Raw genomic sequence first — 18,279 nt, forward strand, 5'->3', positions numbered from 1 at the left:
GTTCGCGCGTCAGCGGACCGGCGCCCGGCCGGGGGACCCGCCTCGTGCTCGGCTCATCGGAAACCTCCCCGTCCCCGGCTCCGCGGATCGGAGCGCCGGGACAGCGTGCCGGGAGGGCCGTGCAGATTTCTTGCGCGGACCTGCAACGCGCAGGTCAGCGGCTTGGACACCGGCAGCTACACCAGGGCTTTGTCGACCTTGAGCGGCTTCTCGGCGGTCTCGACCGCCGGCGCGATCAGGACCGCGCACAGCGGCACCGCCATCGCGATCGCGGCGAGGACGAACACCGGGAACAGGAACGAGAACACCTCGGTGCCCGCCGGGTCCGGCGCGGACATGTCCATCTGCATCCGGACCGCGGCCATTCCGGTGTAGTGCATGCCGGTGACGGCCACGGCCATCACGAACCCGGCGGCCACCCGCAGCACCAGGCGGTTCAGGACGATCGCGAACCAGAGCGCGGCCGTCGCGGCGACCACGGCGATGACCACCGACAGCACCACCAGCGGCGTGTCGTAGGTGAAGCCGCCCTTCACGCGCAGGGCCGACATGCCCGTGTAGTGCATGACGTTGACCGCGAGCCCGGTGATCAGGCCGCCGAGCAGCAGCCGCCAGCCGATCCGGGCCTGGCTGCCCGCCACCAGCAGGCCGACGAACACCGCGGCGACCGCCAGCAGCGCCGACAGCACCGTGCGGAAGACGTCGTAGCGCACCGGCATCCCCGGCGTGCTGAAGCCGAGCATGGCGACGAAGTGCATCAGCCAGATGCCGACCCCGCCGATCGACACCGACGCGAGGACCAGCCACCGGAGGCGGTGGCGCGGGTCCGCCGCGTGCCGGGCCTGCACGGCGCAGGCGAGGCCGAGCACGCAGCCGACCACCGAGGTGAGGTAGGCGAGCACGAGCAGCCAGCGCCCCAGCGCGAAGTTCTCCGCGTGGTCCATGGTTCAGTCCTTCCTCAGGGGCACGGCGGGGTCAAAGATCCTTCAGACCGTGCAGCACGCGTTCCATCAGGTCGTGGCGCTCGCCCCAGGACGAGGTGTCCGAGAGGGTGTCGCGGACGATGACCAGCCTGTCTTCCATCAGGTCCGCGACGAGCACGCGGACCACCCCGAGCGGCAGCACCAGCAGCGCCGCGATCTCCATCAGCGACCGGGGGCGGAGGCACAGCTCCATGACCTGGGCCAGGGCACTCGTCGACTGGTAGGCCTCGGTCCGGCCCGCGGCCGTCGTCTCCACGAGCGCTTCGACGGCGATTTCGACCACCGGCGCCGTCCGGCCCTCGGTCCACGAGTAGGGCCGCGCGAGCGACGGGGCGTGGCGCGGCTCCTCTCCGGCCGGGCCGAACGGCGGGTAGTCCGTCACAGGCGGTCCTGAGCCACCGGCATCTCACGCGCGGGCACGTCCACCTTCTGCCCGACCCGCTCGACCAGCATCGTCATCTCGTAGCCGACCAGCCCGATGTCGCAGCTGGTCGTGGCGAGGACCACCAGGTTGGAGCCGTCGCCGACGCTCATCAGCAGCAGGAACCCCTGCTCCATCTCGATCACCGACTGCACCACCCGGCCCGCCGTGAACAGCTCTGCGGTGCCGAGCGACAGGCTGGACAGCCCGGCCGCGATGGCCGCCAGCTGGTCCGCGCGTTCGCGGGGCAACGTCTCGTCCGCCGCGACGAGCAACCCGTCGGCGGACACCAGCACGGCGTGCGCCACCCCCGAGACGTCCTGCACGAACCCGTTGACCAGCCAGTTCAGCGTGGCCGTCCGCTCGGGTGGCGGCGGCGAGCCGGGGAAGACCCCCAGGGTGCCACTCAGCGTGCGGGTGGCGGCCTCGGCGCCGGAGGCGCGTCGCTGGTGAACTTCGGGCAGTTCCGTCATCGCGGATCCACTTCGTCCTTTCCGGATTCTTCGGTGCGGGTCGCGGTCTGCCGCCGCGCCGCGCGCATTCCCTGGTAGTGCCGGGACAGGCTGTTCCGGACGGCGGAGGCGTCCCGGAACCCGCCGCCGGGCTCGTCACGCACCCGCGGCACGACCGCGCCGGGCGCGAGCTGCGCGCCGGGCCGCCGGGTCGGCAACCCGGCGTCGGTCAGCTGGGGTGGCACGGCCGGTTCGAGGGCGCTTTCCGCGGCGTGGCGGGCGTGTTCCGCCGCCGGGGTCGCCCACTCCGCGGCCGGTTTCGGCTTCGGGGCCGGCGTCACGGCCGGTTTCGGCGTGGTGGCAGCGGGAGCCGGAGCCGGCGTGGGGGCGGGAGGCGGCGCGGAAGGCGGAGCCGGCACCGGCGGCAGGGCGGGCAGCGGTTCGACCGGCTCGGCGAACCAGCTCGTGACGACCTGTTCGAAGATCGGCGTCGGCGCCTGAGGCGGCACCACCGGGGGCACCAAGGACGGCCGGGAATGCCCGTTGCGGCGCACCATCGGTTCGGCCTGCCGGCCGGCGCCGATCGGCCGGGCCAGGTCGGCGAGGACCAGCGCGCCCGGCACGTGCACGCTCGCGGTGACGCCGCGGTGCCGCCCGCCCGGGCCGGTCGGCCGCAGCCGCACCGTGACGCCGTGCAGCGAGGCGAGCCGGCCGACCACGAACAGGCCCATCCGCCGGGTCGTCTCGGGGCCGACGGAACCCGCGGCGGCGAGCCGGTCGTTGACCGTCTTGATCTCGTCGGGCGTCATCCCCAGGCCCTGGTCGACGACCTCGATGAGCAGGCCGCCGTCGGCGCCGCGGTCGGCGGTCAGCGCGACCTTGTGCTCCGGTGGGGAGAACCGGGTCGCGTTCTCCAGCAGCTCGGCGAGGATGTGCACGACGTCCGCGGCCGCTTCGGGCTGCACCGAGCTGCGGGGTGCGTTGCCCATCGCCACCCGCCGGTAGTCCTTGACCTCGGACGTCGCGGCCCGCAGGAGGTCGCGCGTGGGCACCGGCTCGCGGCCCTGGCGGACCGGCCGGCCGCCGGCGAGCACGTGCAGGTTCTCGCCGTTGCGGCGCAGCCGGGTGGCGATGTGGTCGATCCGGAACAGCTCGTCGAGCCGCTTCGGGTTCTGCTCCCCCGACTCGAGGTCTTCGATGATCGACAGCTGCTGCTCGACCAGCGACTGGCTCCGCCGCGACAGCGTCATGAACATCTCGCTGACCTGCTTGCGCAGCTCGGCCTGTTCGACGGCGAGGCGGACGGCCTGGCGGTGCATGTCGTCGAAGGCGCGTGCCAGCTGCCCGATCTCCTCCTGGGTCTGCACGGGGACCGGCGGCACGGCGCGCCAGTCGACCTCCTGGCCGTCGCGGACCTGTCGGACGGTCTCCGGCAGCTGCTCGTTGGCGGCGTGCAGGGCGGCCGCGCGCAGCCGGCGGACCGGCCCGACGAGCGACCGGACGACCAGCAGGGCGATGGCGAGCGCGCCGAGCAGCGCGCCCAGGACCAGCGCCGTGTCGCGCAGGGAGTCCGCCCGGGCGCGGTCGGCCGCCGACGACACGTTGTCGGCCAGCTGCGTCGCGACGTCGTTCAGCACGCCGGTCACGCCGGGGACTTCCGCGGCGATGGACGGGAGGAAGGACGACAAGGCCGCCGTCCCGGTGCTCTCGGGGTCCTGCAGCGTGCCGAGCCGGTTCGCGGCGGGGCTGGTCGCGGCGGCGAACCGGGTCCGCAGGGCGCCGGTCAGCTGACGAGCGGCCTGCTCGCCGAGCACGGTCTGCTCGGCGGCGGTAAGCACGGCCGCCGGGCGCAGGGTCGCGTCGTCCGGGCTGGCCTGCGCCGCGCGCACGTACGTCTCCTCGGTCGCCAGCTCGCCGCGCAGGTGCACCAGCAGCCGGGCGGTGTCGGCCGCGACGGCGGTTTCGCTGCCGACGTCGGCCGGGACCAGAGCGGGGACGAGGTCGCCGAGCGAGGCGATGATGTCGTTGTAGCCCTCGGCTTTGGTGCGCACGTCGCCGTTCGCGGCGCCGACGGCGCGGATCCCGGCGAGCTTGCCGAGCGCGGTGTTCAGCGAGCGGCCGGTGTCCGCGGCCAGCGGCGCGAACCCGGTTTCGCGCTGGATGGCGGCCACTTTCGCGTCCACCGCGGCGGTCAGGGTGTTCGGCGCCCCGCCCGGCACCGCGACCGCGGCGACCATCTCCTGGCTCAGCGACGCGGTGAGGTCGATCGTGTCGTGCAGGACCGGCAGCCGGTCGCGCGCCGCGCTGAGCGTGGTGGCCCGGTCGAGCTCACCCTGGATCCGGACCACCGCCAGCGCGACGGCGACCAGGACGGGCAGCAGCAGGACGACGCTGATCTTGGTGCGGACGCTCCAGTGCGCCGGCCACCACGGGGCGTCGGCCGGCCGGTGTGGCGTGGAACCTCGTTCAAGCATGGTGGAACCGCTCGATTCCCAGCCGACGCGCGGCTGACGTCGAACCCGGACAGGACGAGATCACCCCAGGGCCGATCACGGAACGTCTCGAACGATCTTGGACACCGGCACCCGAACCGGTGAAATTGCGGCTTCCCAATGACGTGGCGTGACCGAGCCGGGTTGCAGAGAACATCAACTCCCGTGCCCTTGTCAAGCCCGACACCGACGATTTCGACAGCTCGGTGCGAATTCTTTCCCACGTGCCCGCACATATCACGCATCGTGTCCCGCCGACTCCTCCTTGCACACTGTACAAGCAGGTTCGCGCAGCTCCGCGCCTTGCTGAGGCTAGCTCACGATGTTCCCAAAGAGACCTTTTACGGCGTCGGCAGAATTACCCACAACCGTTACCTGGTCGCGACATCGGCACAATTTGACAAAGAGCACCGAGCATTGTTCGTTATTAATTTCCGGCAAGTGCCGCGAGTCCGGCGCACACTTCCGAACATCACAGCCGGTGACGCACACCACACGCCCTGATTCCGGGCAAAACGCTCACGCTGCGCACTCGATCGGTCGCGCAATGCCATGCTGGGGAGACAGACCGCGATCATCGGGAGGGCCACGCATGACCGGGACGCACCAGCAGTGGGACATCGTCACCAGCGTCGGCCTGACCGCGCTCGCGGTCGCGGCGGCACGGGCGATCGCGACGGAATCCGCCGGCGGCCTGGTCGACGACCCGTTCGCGGCCGAGTTCGTCCGCGCGGCGAACCCGCCCAAGCCGCTGCCGACCGGCCCGTCCGACGTGGCCGGCGACGAGATGTGGCGGGCGATGGCCGCGTACATGGGCCTGCGGTCCCGGTTCTTCGACGAAGTGGTCGTGACGTCCGACGCCCCGCAGGTGGTCATCCTCGCCGCCGGCCTCGACGCCCGCGCCTACCGGCTCGACCTGGACGGCCGCGACGTCTACGAGGTCGACCAGCCGCGCGTGCTGGAGTTCAAGCAGCAGGTGCTCGACGACGTCGGCGCGCTGCCCCACGGCCACCGCCACCCCGTCGCGGCGGACCTGCGCGACGACTGGCCCACCGCGCTGGAGGAGGCGGGCTTCGACCGCACCCGCCCGACCGTCTGGCTGGCCGAAGGCCTCCTGCCGTACCTGCCCGCGCGGGCCGAGGAGGAACTGTTCGAACTCGTGCACGCCCGCTCCGCGCCGGGCAGCCGCTTCGGCGTCGAGCAGGTCCCGGGCGGCGACGTCGAGGGCATGAACCGGAGCATGGAGGCGATGCAGGCCGCCGAACGCCTCGGCATCAGCATGGCGGGCCTGCTCAACACCGAGCCCCGCCGCGACCCGGCGTCCTGGCTGGACGGCCAGGGCTGGCGCGTCACCACCGACATCGCCGACGCCCTGGCGGCGCGGTACCGCCGTCCCCTGCCCGCGTTCCTCAACGACACGATGGCGAAAGCGGAGCTGATCCGCGCCGACCTGCCGTATTCGCAGTAGCGGCCCTGGACAAAAGACTGACAAATTCCGCGGACTCCGGGTGACGGCCACTCGGCCATTAGCGTGATCTCTTCGGGACGCGTGACAAGTTCCGCTCCGGACCCCGACCGGGCCGCGGCACGGGTGCCAAGATGGCACCACGGTCCCCCGGAACGCACGAGGTCAGGCATGTCAGAGGAATTCATCTCCAAAATCGTCGAGCCCGGCGCCTTCGACAAAGGGGACACGTTTTCCTTCGAGTCGCAGCCGTACCTCGCGGAGCTGTTCCAGACGGTGCGCGACCGCTCCTGCCCGCTGACCATCGTGGTCGGCGCGGGCGTCTCGATGAATTCGAGCCTGCCGTCATGGTCGTCGCTGATCGAGAAGATGACCGAAGCGATCGAGGACAAGGACATCCGGCGGATCGCGGCGGCGGACAAGTCCGATCCCATGCGCAAGGCCGAGATCGTGCTGCAGCTGATCAAGGAGGCCAACCACAACATCCAGGACCACGAAGTCATCCGGGACGCGCTCTACCAGCGGGATCTGCACGTGACGCCGGGGTCGCTGGCCAAGTCGATCGCCCGGCTGACCTACACCCGGCGGGCCGACAGCCGCCTGCTCACCACGAACTTCGACATCATCCTCGAACAGGCGCTGCAGGCCTACTACGCCAAAGGCCACGTCGATTCCTTCTCGATCCGGCCCGGCGGAAAGGAAGCGTGGAGCGCGTGGAACGAGGATCCCGACCACGTCGGCGTCCTGCACCTGCACGGTCTCGTCCGGCAGGCGCAGAATCCCGAAGAACCGATCATCCTCACCGAATCCCAATTCCTCGAACACGGCGCGCAGGTGCGGTCGATCCTCGCCGAAGCGATGCAGGACTCCTGCACGATCTTCATCGGGCTGAGCGTGTCCGATCCGAACCTCGTGGGCCCGCTCTACGCCAGCGCGGACACGGGAGCCCCGCGGTTCTCCCTGGTGGTGCCCTCGAGCGTCAGCGGCGTCTCACCGACCCTCGCCGCGAAGTACGCCATCAAGTCGGCCCGGCACCTCGAGGAAAAGCTGGGGCTCAAGCCCATCTTCCTGAAGTCGTACTCCCAGCTGAACCAGGCGATCTCCGACCTCGCCCTGGCGGTCGTGGAGCCGGAACGCTACCGGCACGAACAGCCCGCCGAAGACTCCCTGGTCTACAGCCGGCGGTTCACGAAGGCGCTGGACGACTGCTACACGGCCGTCGGCTGCGCTCCCCGGGCCGAGATCCCGGCCGGTCAGGCCGCGGAAGACCTGACGACGAGACTGCACCGCGCCCTGAGCATCCCCGGCGGTCCGCGGGACGTGCTCGGCAAGCTTTCACAGGACTACGAAGACCACGTGCTCGGCGGCAACACGGGTGAGAACTTCGGCCTTTTCCTCTGGCTCCGCAGCCGCGACCTCGAGCACGGCCGCCACCGGTACACCATCAACCTCGTCGGGACTTCCGTTTACACCCACCGCGAAGAATGGTCACTCCGGCACCACATCACGATCGACCCGGATTCGGACTTCGCCGCGGCGCAAGCGGTTTTCACCGGAATTCCGCAGGCCGCGAACCTCACGCCGTCACCGGTCGCGCAGATCTGGCGCGGCATTCTGGCGGCGCCGATCCTGATGTCCGGGACGGGCAGCGAAAAACGCATCGGCCACGACATGGCGGACATTCTGACGGTGGGCGCGATCACCCTGAATTCCACTTACGTCATCCAGGCCAACGGGGAAGACGTGCCCCCGGGGGATCTGTCCCTGATCAGCAAGCTCGACTCGGCGCGGCAGAACCAGGTGCTCGTCAGCCTCCAGCGCGCGGCCACGCACGCCATCAACCTGAGGTGAGCTACTTCTTCTTGTGCGGCTTCGCCCTGATCACCGGCACCGGGCCGGGCACCGAGACGTAAACGGAGTTCCCGACCTTGCGCCGCGGGGACTGGCCGATGATCGGCTCCCCGGGACCGGACGACGAAGTCTCCTCGCGAGCCGCAGTGTCCGTGCTCATGGCGTCAGCACCCTTTCGCGCCGCTTACGGGATCCCTCTGCGGGAACGATGTCACAGCGACCTGGAGGAAAACTCTCCCCGGTTCCGAGGTTACGCCGACCGGGGGACGAATCCGTCCAGGTGCGCATGCGATCACACTCCGCGTCGTGTCACATTCCGCGTCGATGATGCTACGGGTCGTAGTATTGCGCGGCAACCGCTCAATGCCGGAGTCGTCCGGTCCGATTCCGGCGTTACAGAAACGGCGGGTAACGGATCGCGTGGTCGTCCGGGTCCGGTTCCACCAGCACCGCGCCCGGGTCCTGCGGGTCGTAGCGGACCCGGACCTTCGAGCCGCGGGCCGGGGACCGCATGATCGGGGTGACCATCGTCGACACCACCGTGCGCTCGCCCGTCTCCGCCGGGAAGGTGACGTGGACCGTGAAGCGCGGGTTGCCCATCACCCAGACGTTGGTGAACTCGACGTGCGTGACCTGCCCGGTCACCAGGCGGCCGCGCTGGGCCAGGGCCTGCGCGCGGTCGTCCGCCTCCGCCGTGGTCAGGAACGCCCGCAGCAGCACCACGATCAGCACCAGCGCCACCAGCCCGGCCACCGCCGGCACCAGGTACGGCTCGTAGTAGACGACCCAGTCGACGTCGGACCAGGGCTCGGGCGTGCCGTCGAGGAACGGCAGCCGCTGCCCCACCGCCTCCGGCCGGGTCCACGACGGAATCGCCACGCCGCTGCCCAGCGCGACGCCGAGGAACGCGGCCAGCGAGCTCGACTGGAAGCCGACGCCCATCCGGCCCAGGGACACGCCGCCGCTCCACAGCATCGCGAAGCCGAGTGACGACGCCGCCGTGACCGAGAGGCTGAAGAACAGCACCAGGGACGCCGCCGGGCCCGCGTCGGCCCCCCACGCGCCGACGCGGTTCAGCGACATCAGCCGGAACGTGTCCAGCAGCCCGAGGGCGCCCGACCAGCCCGCGACCGCCCAGGCGAGCGTCGTGGGCACCCCGAGCAGCCACAGCCGGCGGCCGGTGCCCCGCGGGTCCTCCGACAACCCGAATGCGAACACGCCCGCCCCCTAGGCGATCGGGCCGAACACGCCGACCTTCGCCGGGTCGGCGGGGTCGACGCGGGCCTCGTGCCGGGTGCCGGGCGCGTACTGCTGGACCGTCGCCTGCGGCGCGATCAGCTGCGCGACCGTCCGGTAGGGGACGCCGCCGGAGCGGGTGACCTCCAGCGTAGCGGTGTACTGGGCCTGCCCGGCGATCGTCCGGCCGGTCGGCTCCAGCGCGCGGACGACCAGGGTGGCCGGCTCGCCCGTGTCGTAGAGCCGCCGCAGCTCGGTGCCGTAGGCCTGCAGTTCCTGCTGCTGGCGCAGCTGCTCCTCCATCGGCAGCGCCAGGAACGCGGCCGTGTCCGGGTCGGCGTTCATGCTCCGGAACGCCTGGGCGGCCGCCTGCGGCGTCGGCAGCTGCGGGGTGATGTCGTAACCCTGGGCCGCGGCCGCCCGCCGGAACTGCTCGGCGTGCTGCTGGAACTCCTGCGCGCCGCGGGCCGCGCCCTGCTGCGTCGCCTCGTTGACCTTGTCGCGGATCTTCTTGAACATCGGGCCCTGCCTTTCGCTGTGCGGTGTGCACCCAGCTTCGGCGGGCCGCGGTGCTACCGAACCCAGGTTTGCCCGTCGGCGGCGGCGTCGAGGCAGGTCAGGGCCGCCCAGAAGGCCGGCGAGCGGGCCGGCTCCGGCCGTTCTCGCCACCGCGCGAGCCGGGTCCGCTGCCACGCGCACAGCTCGGTCACCGGGTCGTCGCCGGCGAGCGCGGTGTCGACGGCGACGACCAGCTCGGCCATCGGGTCCGCGCCGGGCACCGCGGCCGACGTCGGCAGCGCCCAGACGGTCGCGGCGACCAGCCCGGCCCCGGCCGCGACGGCGGCGAGCAACACGCCGAACGGCTCGGCCAGGCCGAAGTCGCTCGCGCTGGCGCAGCCGATCAGCGCCACCCGCGCCGGCATGGTGTCCACTCGCGACAGGGCGAGGTCGGCGGCGGTGAACGGCCGGTGCGCCCCGATCGGTGCGGCCGTGCCGGGCAGCTCGGCCGCGCAGGACAGGTGCAGCGCGGTTTGCGCGCCGTGGTCGTCGCGCACCCGGCTGACGTGCCCGACGAACACCAGCCGTGAACACGGTCCGGACAGGAGTTCGGCGAGCAGCCGCCGGTCGGTGTCGGTCCGCCGCACGAGCTCGAGCCCCTTCGCCGCGGACGGCCGGACGGGACCGGCCTCGAGCTGCGCGTCCAGGTGCCGGATCAGCGGCGAACTCTCGTGCTGCTTGCCGAGCACGGAACCCAGCTCGCCGAAGGCGCTCTGGCCGGGGATCCGCGGATCGAGCAGATAAGCAGGCGGCCCGTCCGGCGCGGACGGCCGGCGCGGAATCCCGGCCGGCGCGAGCAAGGCGACGTCGGCGAGGTCGAGAACGCGGTCGTCGCCGTCGAAACAGGAGTCGATCTCATCGACGGTCCCGCGCGCCGGGCGCCGGTCGGGCAGGGCGAGCAGCCCCCACGGAACGGCGGCGAGACCGGGCGAGGGTTGGACCCGCAGCAACGGCCGCCGCCGCCCGGCCGCGGCGGCGCGCCGAAGCTCGCCGACGAGGTCGGCGGGCAGCAGGTTGAGGGCGAGCACGCGAGCCAGCCGCTGTTCCCCGGCCGCGCCGCCGAGGGCGTCGTCGGCCAGCGACCTTCGCACGGCGTCGGCGACGCTCTCCCCCTCGTGCGGCGTCGGGGACGCAGCGGCCAGGTAACCACGGGCGGTCTCGACGAGCTCGGCGTTGACGGCGTGGGTGTGGACGGTGTCGAGGTCCTCGGTGGTCCGCCAGCTGAGGAAGGTGTGCCCGGCGTCGGTGAAGCGAAGGACGAAGGTCTCACGCTCCGGGGTGGCGGCGGGCCAGGTGGCGACGGTCTCGGTGGCCTGGCGGCGCAGGTGGTACCGCTCGGCGGCGAGGCCGAGCCAGCGGTCCAGCTCCATGGGCCGGCCGGGAGACCACCGCAGGTCGGGCGGCGGGGCGAGGCGGAGGGGCAGGGCGGCGGTGACGGCGCCGAGCGCGGCCAGGGGAAGCCGCTCCTCCGCGGCCCGGGCCGACGCACGGGCATGGCCGGTCAGCGGCGAACCACCGGCGACGGCGAGTTCCCGGGCCTCGGCCCGCTCCTGACCACCAGCGGCAGTTGCCGGGTCGAGCGGCTCGGACCGGTCGGAGTCGCCAGCCACGGCAAGCGACTCCGGCGCCCCAGCCCGTTCCAGACCACCAACGGCAGCTACCGGCTCGAGCGACTCGGGCCGGTCGGAGCCACCAGCGGCAGCAAGCTGCTCGGGTCGCCCCGAACCACCGGCCACGGCAAACGACTCCCGCACCCCGGCCCGCTCCAGCCCACCAACGGCGACTACCGGCTCAAGCGACTCAGGCCGGTCCGAACCGCCAGCCACGGCAAACGACTCCGGCGCCCCAGCCCGTTCCAGACCACCACCGGCAGCTACCGGCTCAAGCGACTCAGGCCGGTCCGAACCGCCAGCCACGGCAAACGACTCCCGCGCCCCAGCCCCCTCCAGACCACCACCGGCAGCCACCGGCTCAAGCGACTCAGGCCGGTCCGAACCGCCAGCCACGGCAAACGACTCCCGCACCCCAACCCCCTCCAGACCACCACCGGCAGCCACCGGCTCAAGCGACTCAGGCCGGTCCGAACCGCCAGCCACGGCAAACGACTCCCGCACCCCAACCCCCTCCAGCCCACCACCGGCAGCCACCGGCTCAAGCGACTCAGGCCGGTCCGAACCGCCAGCCACGGCAAACGACTCCCGCACCCCAACCCCCTCCAGCCCACCACCGGCAGCCACCGGCTCAAGCGACTCAGGCCGGTCCGAACCGCCAGCCACGGCAAACGACTCCCGCACCCCAACCCCCTCCAGCCCACCACCGGCAGCCACCGGCTCAAGCGACTCAGGCCGGTCCGAGCCACGAGCGGCAGCAAGCTGCTCCGGTCGCTCCGGACCACCCACCGCAGCGGCTCGTTCCCGCGCCACAGCAAGCGATTCGGGCTCCGCGCCGGCCGCCGTGAGCCGATCCAGCGTCGGCACCTTGCCGGTCAGGTCGAGGGTGCGGTCCTCCGTGTAGGCCCCGACCGCGCAGGCCCGCTCGATCAGCTCCGCCGTCAGCCGCGTCTCGCCGAGGTGGGTCAGCAGGGTCATCAGCAGCGCCGTCGCCGGGCCCGCGACGCCACTCGCCCAGGCCGTGCGCGCTTCCGGCGAGGCGAACTCGAAGCGGTACTCCTGCGCCGCCAACGCCACCGGCAGCAGAAGTTCCAGCGCCGCCCGCAGGTCGTCGCCGCGGGTGTACTCGATCGTCGCCGTCACGAAGTCGGCGCGCAGGCACTCCAGCCACTCCCCCGACGCCCGCGCCGATTCCTGGGCGCGAGCCGCGTGCGCCTTCGCCGCCGGCCAGTCGCCCTCGGCGGCCGCGCAGCGGGCCAGCGCCAGGTCCAGCCGGCGCGCGCCCGGGGTGTCACCGTTGGCCGTCCACAGTTTTCCCGCGTGCTCGAACTGGGCCCTGGCCTGCGCGACGTCCCCCGCGAGCAGCAGGAGCGTACCCAGCGCGTGGCTCGCCTCCGCGACGTCGCCGGTCAGGCCCACCGCCGCGAGCTCGTCCCGGGCCGCGACGATCGCCGCGATCGCGCCCGGGAAATCCCCGTCGAGGGCCCGGGTTTCCGCCAGCTGGACGTCGAACTTCGCCGCCGTCGGGCCGCCATGGCGCGCGCTCAGGCGCAGCAGGTCCGCCGCCGCGTCCGCCTCTTCGCCGCCCGCCTGCCGGACGCGGGCGCGTTCGGCGCGCGCCATCGCCTGCAGGGACACGACCTGGTCGCGCACTTCGCCGACGTCCGCGATCGCCGCCAGCGCCGCCAGGATCTCCTCGAGCGCGGTCCGCGCGCCGGCCGGATCACCTGCCGCGATCTGCACGCGCACCTCGAGGATCCGCAGTTCCAGCTCGTCGGCGCCGTGCGGGTCGAGCTGTTCGCGCGGGAACTGCCCCGGCTCGGCCGCCTTCCGGAACAACGCGCGGCGGCGCTGGTCCGCGAGCAGCTCGCGCGCCCGCGAGACGTAACCCTCCTCTGTGGACAGTGAGATGAGCACGCGCTCGGCGACCTCGCGCGACCCTTCGATCATCCGCAGCTCGAAGTACTGTCCGAAGTGGACGATGGCCTTGGTGATCACGGCGAAGACGGTCAGCACGGCCTCGGCGCACTGCCGGGCGTTGCGCAGATCGCCGGCGGAGTAGCACACCGTGGCCAGGTCGCTAACCGCGGCGAGTTCGAGGTCGGTCCGGTCGAGCCGGTGCGCGAGCTGCCGCATCCGCGCGTACTGCCGCTGCGCGCCCGCGACGTCCCGCGCGGCGGCGAGCCGCTTGGCTTCACCCTGGACGTCGACGGCTTCGACGAGCAGTCCGTGGTACTCGGCTTCGGTCAGCGAGCACGCGGGAAGCTCGCCGTACCGCGCCGGATTCAAGCCGAAATGTGTGGCGACGCAACGACAGTTGTAACCGTGCGAACTCGACCCGGCCAGTTCGGGTGGCAGCGGCCGGTCCGGCGGGGTGAGCGGAGGCGGGAAGCCGGCGAGCACGTCAGAACTCCTCGGCGGCGTCCCCGGCCGCCGCGCGTTCGGCGAGGGTCCACACCCGCGGCGGCCGCGCCCGCACGAGCGCGACCACGGCCGCCCGGTCCTGCGGCGTCGTCCCCACGACGCCCTCCGCGGCCACGCCCACGACGAGTCCGATGTGGACATCCGGCGTCGCCGCGAGCCGGGTCGCGGCCGGGTCGAGGTCGGCACTTCCGGCGAACTGCCCGGCGCCGAGGTCCAGGGGGACTTCGGCGAACGGCTCGCCGTCGTGGGTCGCGACCGCGGTGAGGACGGCGTCGGCGAACGCACCGGCGACCTCGACCTCGATCCGGCCGGCAGCGACGATCCGCCAGGTCACGGTGTCCTCGGCGGCGTCGAGAACGCCCGGCGGCACGCGTGCCCAGTCGACGCTCGCGCGCCCCTCGGCCAGCACGCCGTCGCCGGGTGCGCCGGAGCCGGTGCCCGCGGCCAAGGCGTAGGCGCGTTGACTTCCGGCGACTTCCAGTCCGGCCGCGGCCTCGGCGCGTTCGACGTCGTCCTGCGCGTCGAACCAGGCCGCCAGCCGGCCGCAGAGGTCGCGGACTTCGCCGGCCGGCCCGGTCAGGGCGCCGCCCGCGACCGCCGCGTCGAAGAGTTCGGCCGGGGTGGCTTCGAAGCTGTCGAGCAGCCCTTCGGCGACGTCCTCGACCGCGGCCGTCGCGGCGGCGGCTTCGAGGTCCAGGAGCGCCGGGTCGAGTGACGGAACGCCGAGCCGCTGACTGGCGGGCCACCAGCGGCGCGCCCAGAGCAGCAGCGCGAGGGTGGCGAGCTCCGACCGGGCCGGGACGTCGGCGTGCCCCCGGTCCAGCGCGATCCGGCTGGCCTCGGCGCCGACGAGCCGGGTCAGCCACGGTTCGGCGGCTCCGGCGTCGGTGAGTTCGATCCGCATGGACGTGGCCGATCCGGCGAGGAGATCGGCGAGGACGAAGCGGACGAGACCGCCGTCCGCGGCGACGACGGGCGTGTGCACCGGGTGCGTCACGACGCGGCCTCCAGCTCCGGCAAGCGGGCGACGAGCGCGCGACGCACCTTCGTCCGCAGGTCGAGCGAGGTCGAGCGGACGACGCCGGTGACGAGGTCGCGGACGTCCCCCGCGTCGGCCGGGGTCTCGCCGCGGACGTCGAAGCCGTGCAGCCGGATCCAGAGGCGGCCGAGGAACTGCTTGGCGAACTCACGCAGCTCGCGCACGAGCTCGGGGTCGGGCCGCGAGGTGAGTGGAGTGCCGCCGGCCAGCGCGCGGCGGGCGTGCAGGACGTAACCCTCGCGCGCGACCTGGGCATTGAGCCGCCGCGCGAACTCGGGCACGGCCGCGGACGTGACGCCATCGAGCGGCCGAAGCGCGGGCGCGACGACAACGCCGAGCGCGAAGCAGCCGGCAAGGGCGGGCAGGCCAAGCCCGAACCCGGCGGCGACCCGGCTGAGCTCGTCGTCGACGAGCTCGGTGACAGGTGCTCGCTCGTCGGCGGGGGTCCGCCGGAGGGTGGCACGAACCCGCCGTTCGACACTGCGTTCGAGAAGCTCGGCGCCGGTCTCATCCCGCCTGCTCAGCGGCGGCACGGTGGTGTGATCGCCGCGCTGCAACCCGAGATCGGGAGTGGTCACGCCGGAGACCTCCTGAACGACCCGGCCGACGGCGGCGGAACCACCGGGCTGCCGGAGAGCCAGGCCGAGCGCATGCCCGGCGGCGGACTTGACGAGGTCACGCCAGGCAGCGTCGGTGAGGGTTTCGACAAAGACGGCGAGCGGCGAGAGGCTGTCGCCCAGGGCGGCATCGGTCCCGTGCGGGAGAGCCGCGACATCCCCACGGCGTGGCATCGCCCGCTCGCTGGCCGGGCCAGCGGTCCCGCCGGCGCTCTCCTCGGCGCGGCCGGCAGTTTCGCCAGCCAGGGCGGCGGCCCCGCTGGCGCTCCTCGCGGTCCGGTCGGCACTTTCGCCGGCCAGGTCGGCGGCCCCGCAGGCGCTCTCCTCAGCCCGGTCGGCAGTTTCGCCAGCCAGGGCGGCGGCCCCGCCGACGCTCCTCGCGGTCCGGCCGGCACTTTCGCCAGCCAGGGCGGCCGCCCCGCCGCCGCTCCCCTCAGCCCAACCGGCACTTTCGCCAGCCAGGGCGGCCGCCCCGCCGACGCTCCCCTCAGCCCAACCGGCACTTTCGCCAGCCAGGGCAGCGGCCCCACCGCCGCTCCCCTCAGCCCAACCGGCACTTTCGCCAGCCAGGGCAGCGGCCCCGCCGCCGCTCTCCTCGGCGCGGCCGGAAGTTTCGCCAGCCAGGGCGGCGCTACCGCCGGCGCTCCTCGCGGTCCGGTCGGAGGTTTCGCCGGCCTGCGCCGCGGCTCCGCCGGTCCAGGCAGCCCGGTCAGCAAGCTCACCGCCCGGCTCGGCAACTCCGCCAGGCCCGACGGCACTCTCAACGACTCGATCAGCGCTTTCGCCGATGTGCGCCGGGACTCCGCCCGGCACAGTGACACCCCCGGCAGCTCGACCAGCAGTCTCGCCGGCCCGCGCCACGACTCCATCCGGCCGGGTCGCACTCTCCGCGCGACTGCGTACCGGCTCAGGACCTTCGCCGGTCCGCGCCGGTGCGTCGCCGGGGGTGGCCGCCGGGGTTGCTGCTTGCCAGCGGCGGTGCAGTTCCCGCGTCAGGTCGGCCGCTACCCGGGGGTCTGCCAGGTAGCCCGTCAGCTCGTCGGCTCCTGTCGCGCCGGCCTCGCCGTGCAGGTCGCGCAACGCTGCCGCTGCTGTCTCGGCTGCTTCCGGGCCTGGGGTGCCGAAGCCTGTTGCCAGCTCGTAGGCCAGCGGGAAGCACACGTCCTGGACGTTGCCCGCCGTGATGCGCAGGGCTCGGCGTTGCTTCTTCAGGTGCGTGAACCACTCCGCCGTCGCTCGGAGGCGGGGCGCGTCGGCCAGGAGCAGCTTCGTCAGCTCCGCCGCCGGTTGCTCGTCCAGGAGGGGGCGGCCCAGGCGGGGGTGGGCCGCCGTGCGGATGACCAGGGGGTCGATGATCTTCTTCACCGTGCGGGTCAGCGGGCCGCCGTCGGGCGCGGACAGGACCGCCACGCCCGGGATCCGCCGCCACGCCTGCGCCAGCACCGCCGACCGCAGCTGTGGCTTCGCCATCACCCTCCCCCTCTCCGATCGCACCTTATCCGAGGCGCAGTGCACAATCTCGGCTGTGACCGAGCAAGCTGTGACCGAAGAGCAGGACACCGCCGGGCGCGGCAGGCGCGTCGGGTGGGTCGAGCTGTACTTCGACCTGATCTTCGTGTTCGCCGTCAGCCAGGTGACGCACGCGATCGTCGCCGAGCCGGAGTGGGCGCACGTCGCCGCCGCGCTGGGCCTGTTCGCGACGCTCTGGTGGACGTGGATCGGCTTCGCGCTGCTCTACAACCGCGTCGGCGACGACACCCGCGTCGCCGACCGGCTGTTCGTGCTCGCCGGGACCGTGCCGTGCGCGATCGCGGCCACCCAGGCGCACCACGCCTTCGACGGGCACCCGGCGGGCTTCGCGGGAGCGCTGGCGGGTGTCCGCCTGATCCTGGCCGCGGCGCACTGGTGGTCCGGCCGGGGCAAGGCCGGGGTCCGCAAGATCACCTGGGGTTACACGGCGTCGGCGGTCCTGTTCACCCTCTCGGCGTTCACCCCGCGGCCGTGGGTGTTCGTGCTGTGGGCGTTCGCGCTGGTCCAGGAAGCGGGCTTCCTGCTGCTGGACGACGGCGGCCAGCGGCGGCGTGGCCGCCGCGGCGGCCACGACACGCCCCGGCCGTCGCGGGCCGCGAAGATGCGCTCGCTGCTCGCGCAGTCGGGCAACCCCGGCCGGGCGGTCGATCCGGGGCACCTGTCCGAGCGGTTCGGGCTCTTCATGATCCTGCTGCTCGGCGAGCTCGTGATCACGGTCGGCGGCGCGGCGCTCGATCGCCCGGACGACGACCTCGGCTACTGGCTCGCCCTGATCGGCGGCCTGGTGCTCGCCGGCGCGCTGTGGTGGGTGTATTTCACGTCGGCGGCGGAGATCTACGAGCGCATGCTCGGACTTTCCGGCGGCAACCCTGCGCTGGCCTACTTCCTGTACGCGGGCGGGCACCTGCTCCCGGCGTTCTCGCTGCTGCTCGTCGCGGCCGGCGTGGACCTTTCGCTGCACGAGTCCCCGCCGGTCGCCGGCGCGTGGTTCATCACGGCCGGCCTGACGGCGTACCTCATGGGCACACGGGTGTTCTCGACGCAGCCCCGGAAGTGGTACATGAACCTGCTCCAGTTCGCGGCCCTCGCCGCCACCGTGAACCTCGCCCTGCTGCGCCACGTGCTTTCGGCGCCCGCCGTGGTGGCGGTGATCGCGGTGTGGGCCGTCGGCAGCGCCGCCGTCTCGGCGAGAGTCCGCAACGGAGTGCTCGAGGACCTCTCGGACAACCCGGCGTCCTTCTTCCGCACCTCGGAACGCGACCCGGAGGCCTGACGCCGACGGGCGGCCCCGGGTCGGGTGGCCCGACCGGCGGCCCGGGTTGGGCGGCCGGCGAGCGCGGTCGACGATCGCCTCGCCTGTTCGGGCGAGGGCGCCCCAGTCGTGCTCATCGCGGGTCTCTCAGGCCGCCCGCTGCGTGACGTGGGCGCTGGGCGAGGGACGCCGGGCGAGGGCGAGGGATGCCAGGTGCAGTGGCACCAGGCACCAGGCACCAGGCGCTGGGCACAGGGCACAGGGCTCGGACGCCGGGCATCGGGCATCGGGCGCTGGGGCACCGGACGCAGTCGCGATCGCTGCCGGCGGTGATCGCGGTGGTTACGAC

At 72.9% G+C, this 18,279-nt stretch carries 13 protein-coding genes; 3 read left to right on the top strand and 10 right to left on the bottom strand.

Annotated features, from left to right (window positions below; translation table 11 throughout):
- Nucleotides 1-176: 176 nt before the first annotated feature.
- Genes OG494_RS18800 through OG494_RS18815 form a run of 4 tightly spaced genes read right to left on the bottom strand, consistent with a single transcriptional unit; the run spans nucleotide 177 to nucleotide 4,330 of the window.
- Entirely contained in the window at nucleotides 177-944 is a 768-nt protein-coding gene (locus OG494_RS18800; protein WP_328457431.1) for an MHYT domain-containing protein, read from the bottom strand.
- A gap of 31 nt (nucleotides 945-975) precedes the next feature.
- Nucleotides 976-1,365, bottom strand: a complete 390-nt coding sequence (locus OG494_RS18805) for a DUF742 domain-containing protein (RefSeq protein ID WP_328457433.1) — start codon at nucleotides 1,363-1,365, stop codon at nucleotides 976-978.
- Nucleotides 1,362-1,868, bottom strand: coding sequence for a roadblock/LC7 domain-containing protein (locus tag OG494_RS18810; RefSeq protein ID WP_328458971.1), 507 nt, complete (start codon nucleotides 1,866-1,868; stop codon nucleotides 1,362-1,364). The genes OG494_RS18805 and OG494_RS18810 overlap by 4 nt, the downstream gene beginning before the upstream one ends.
- 5 nt (nucleotides 1,869-1,873) lie before the next feature.
- The gene (locus tag OG494_RS18815; protein ID WP_328457435.1) at nucleotides 1,874-4,330 is read right to left on the bottom strand and encodes a sensor histidine kinase; all 2,457 of its coding nucleotides are present in this window, start codon (nucleotides 4,328-4,330) and stop codon (nucleotides 1,874-1,876) included.
- Nucleotides 4,331-4,940: 610 nt separating this feature from the next.
- Between OG494_RS18815 and OG494_RS18820 the strand changes: the two genes are divergently transcribed.
- Nucleotides 4,941-5,816, top strand: coding sequence for an SAM-dependent methyltransferase (locus OG494_RS18820; protein ID WP_328457437.1), 876 nt, complete (start codon nucleotides 4,941-4,943; stop codon nucleotides 5,814-5,816).
- A 168-nt stretch (nucleotides 5,817-5,984) separates the two neighbouring features.
- A complete protein-coding gene (locus OG494_RS18825) occupies nucleotides 5,985-7,664 on the top strand; it encodes an SIR2 family protein (protein ID WP_328457439.1) in 1,680 nt (559 codons plus the stop codon).
- A 1-nt stretch (nucleotide 7,665) separates the two neighbouring features.
- Here the strand turns inward: OG494_RS18825 and OG494_RS18830 are convergent, their stop codons facing one another.
- The 6 genes from OG494_RS18830 to OG494_RS18855 form a co-directional block, all read right to left on the bottom strand.
- Nucleotides 7,666-7,824, bottom strand: a complete 159-nt coding sequence (locus OG494_RS18830; protein ID WP_328457441.1) for a hypothetical protein — start codon at nucleotides 7,822-7,824, stop codon at nucleotides 7,666-7,668.
- Between the two features lie 233 nt (nucleotides 7,825-8,057).
- On the bottom strand, nucleotides 8,058-8,882 hold the full coding sequence (locus tag OG494_RS18835; RefSeq protein ID WP_328457442.1) for a DUF3592 domain-containing protein: 825 nt from the start codon (nucleotides 8,880-8,882) through the stop codon (nucleotides 8,058-8,060).
- Nucleotides 8,883-8,891: 9 nt separating this feature from the next.
- Nucleotides 8,892-9,419, bottom strand: coding sequence for a hypothetical protein (locus tag OG494_RS18840; protein WP_328457443.1), 528 nt, complete (start codon nucleotides 9,417-9,419; stop codon nucleotides 8,892-8,894).
- Between the two features lie 53 nt (nucleotides 9,420-9,472).
- Nucleotides 9,473-13,471 (bottom strand): hypothetical protein, encoded by a 3,999-nt coding sequence (locus OG494_RS18845; protein WP_328457445.1) that lies wholly within the window; start codon nucleotides 13,469-13,471, stop codon nucleotides 9,473-9,475.
- 1 nt (nucleotide 13,472) lies between these two features.
- Entirely contained in the window at nucleotides 13,473-14,489 is a 1,017-nt protein-coding gene (locus OG494_RS18850; protein ID WP_328457447.1) for a hypothetical protein, read from the bottom strand.
- Nucleotides 14,486-16,618: a hypothetical protein gene (locus tag OG494_RS18855; RefSeq protein ID WP_328457449.1), complete on the bottom strand. Its 2,133-nt coding sequence runs from the start codon at nucleotides 16,616-16,618 to the stop codon at nucleotides 14,486-14,488. Before OG494_RS18855 ends, OG494_RS18850 begins: the two co-directional genes overlap by 4 nt.
- Nucleotides 16,619-16,673: 55 nt before the next feature.
- On the opposite strand from OG494_RS18855, the gene OG494_RS18860 reads away from it, so the two are divergent.
- Complete coding sequence (locus tag OG494_RS18860; RefSeq protein ID WP_328457451.1) at nucleotides 16,674-17,951, top strand: low temperature requirement protein A; 1,278 nt, start codon at nucleotides 16,674-16,676, stop codon at nucleotides 17,949-17,951.
- Nucleotides 17,952-18,279: the final 328 nt, after the last annotated feature.

Origin of the sequence: Amycolatopsis sp. NBC_00438 (assembly GCF_036026695.1) — a bacterium.
Classification (GTDB): Bacteria; Actinomycetota; Actinomycetes; order Mycobacteriales; family Pseudonocardiaceae; genus Amycolatopsis.

Coding starts and splice junctions, on each gene's coding strand:
- OG494_RS18815 (WP_328457435.1), bottom strand. CDS start 4,330: ATGCTTGAACGAGGTTCCACGCCACACCGGCCGGCCGACGCCCCGTGG.
- OG494_RS18855 (WP_328457449.1), bottom strand. CDS start 16,618: ATGGCGAAGCCACAGCTGCGGTCGGCGGTGCTGGCGCAGGCGTGGCGG.
- OG494_RS18830 (WP_328457441.1), bottom strand. CDS start 7,824: ATGAGCACGGACACTGCGGCTCGCGAGGAGACTTCGTCGTCCGGTCCC.
- OG494_RS18800 (WP_328457431.1), bottom strand. CDS start 944: ATGGACCACGCGGAGAACTTCGCGCTGGGGCGCTGGCTGCTCGTGCTC.
- OG494_RS18825 (WP_328457439.1), top strand. CDS start 5,985: ATGTCAGAGGAATTCATCTCCAAAATCGTCGAGCCCGGCGCCTTCGAC.
- OG494_RS18840 (WP_328457443.1), bottom strand. CDS start 9,419: ATGTTCAAGAAGATCCGCGACAAGGTCAACGAGGCGACGCAGCAGGGC.
- OG494_RS18820 (WP_328457437.1), top strand. CDS start 4,941: ATGACCGGGACGCACCAGCAGTGGGACATCGTCACCAGCGTCGGCCTG.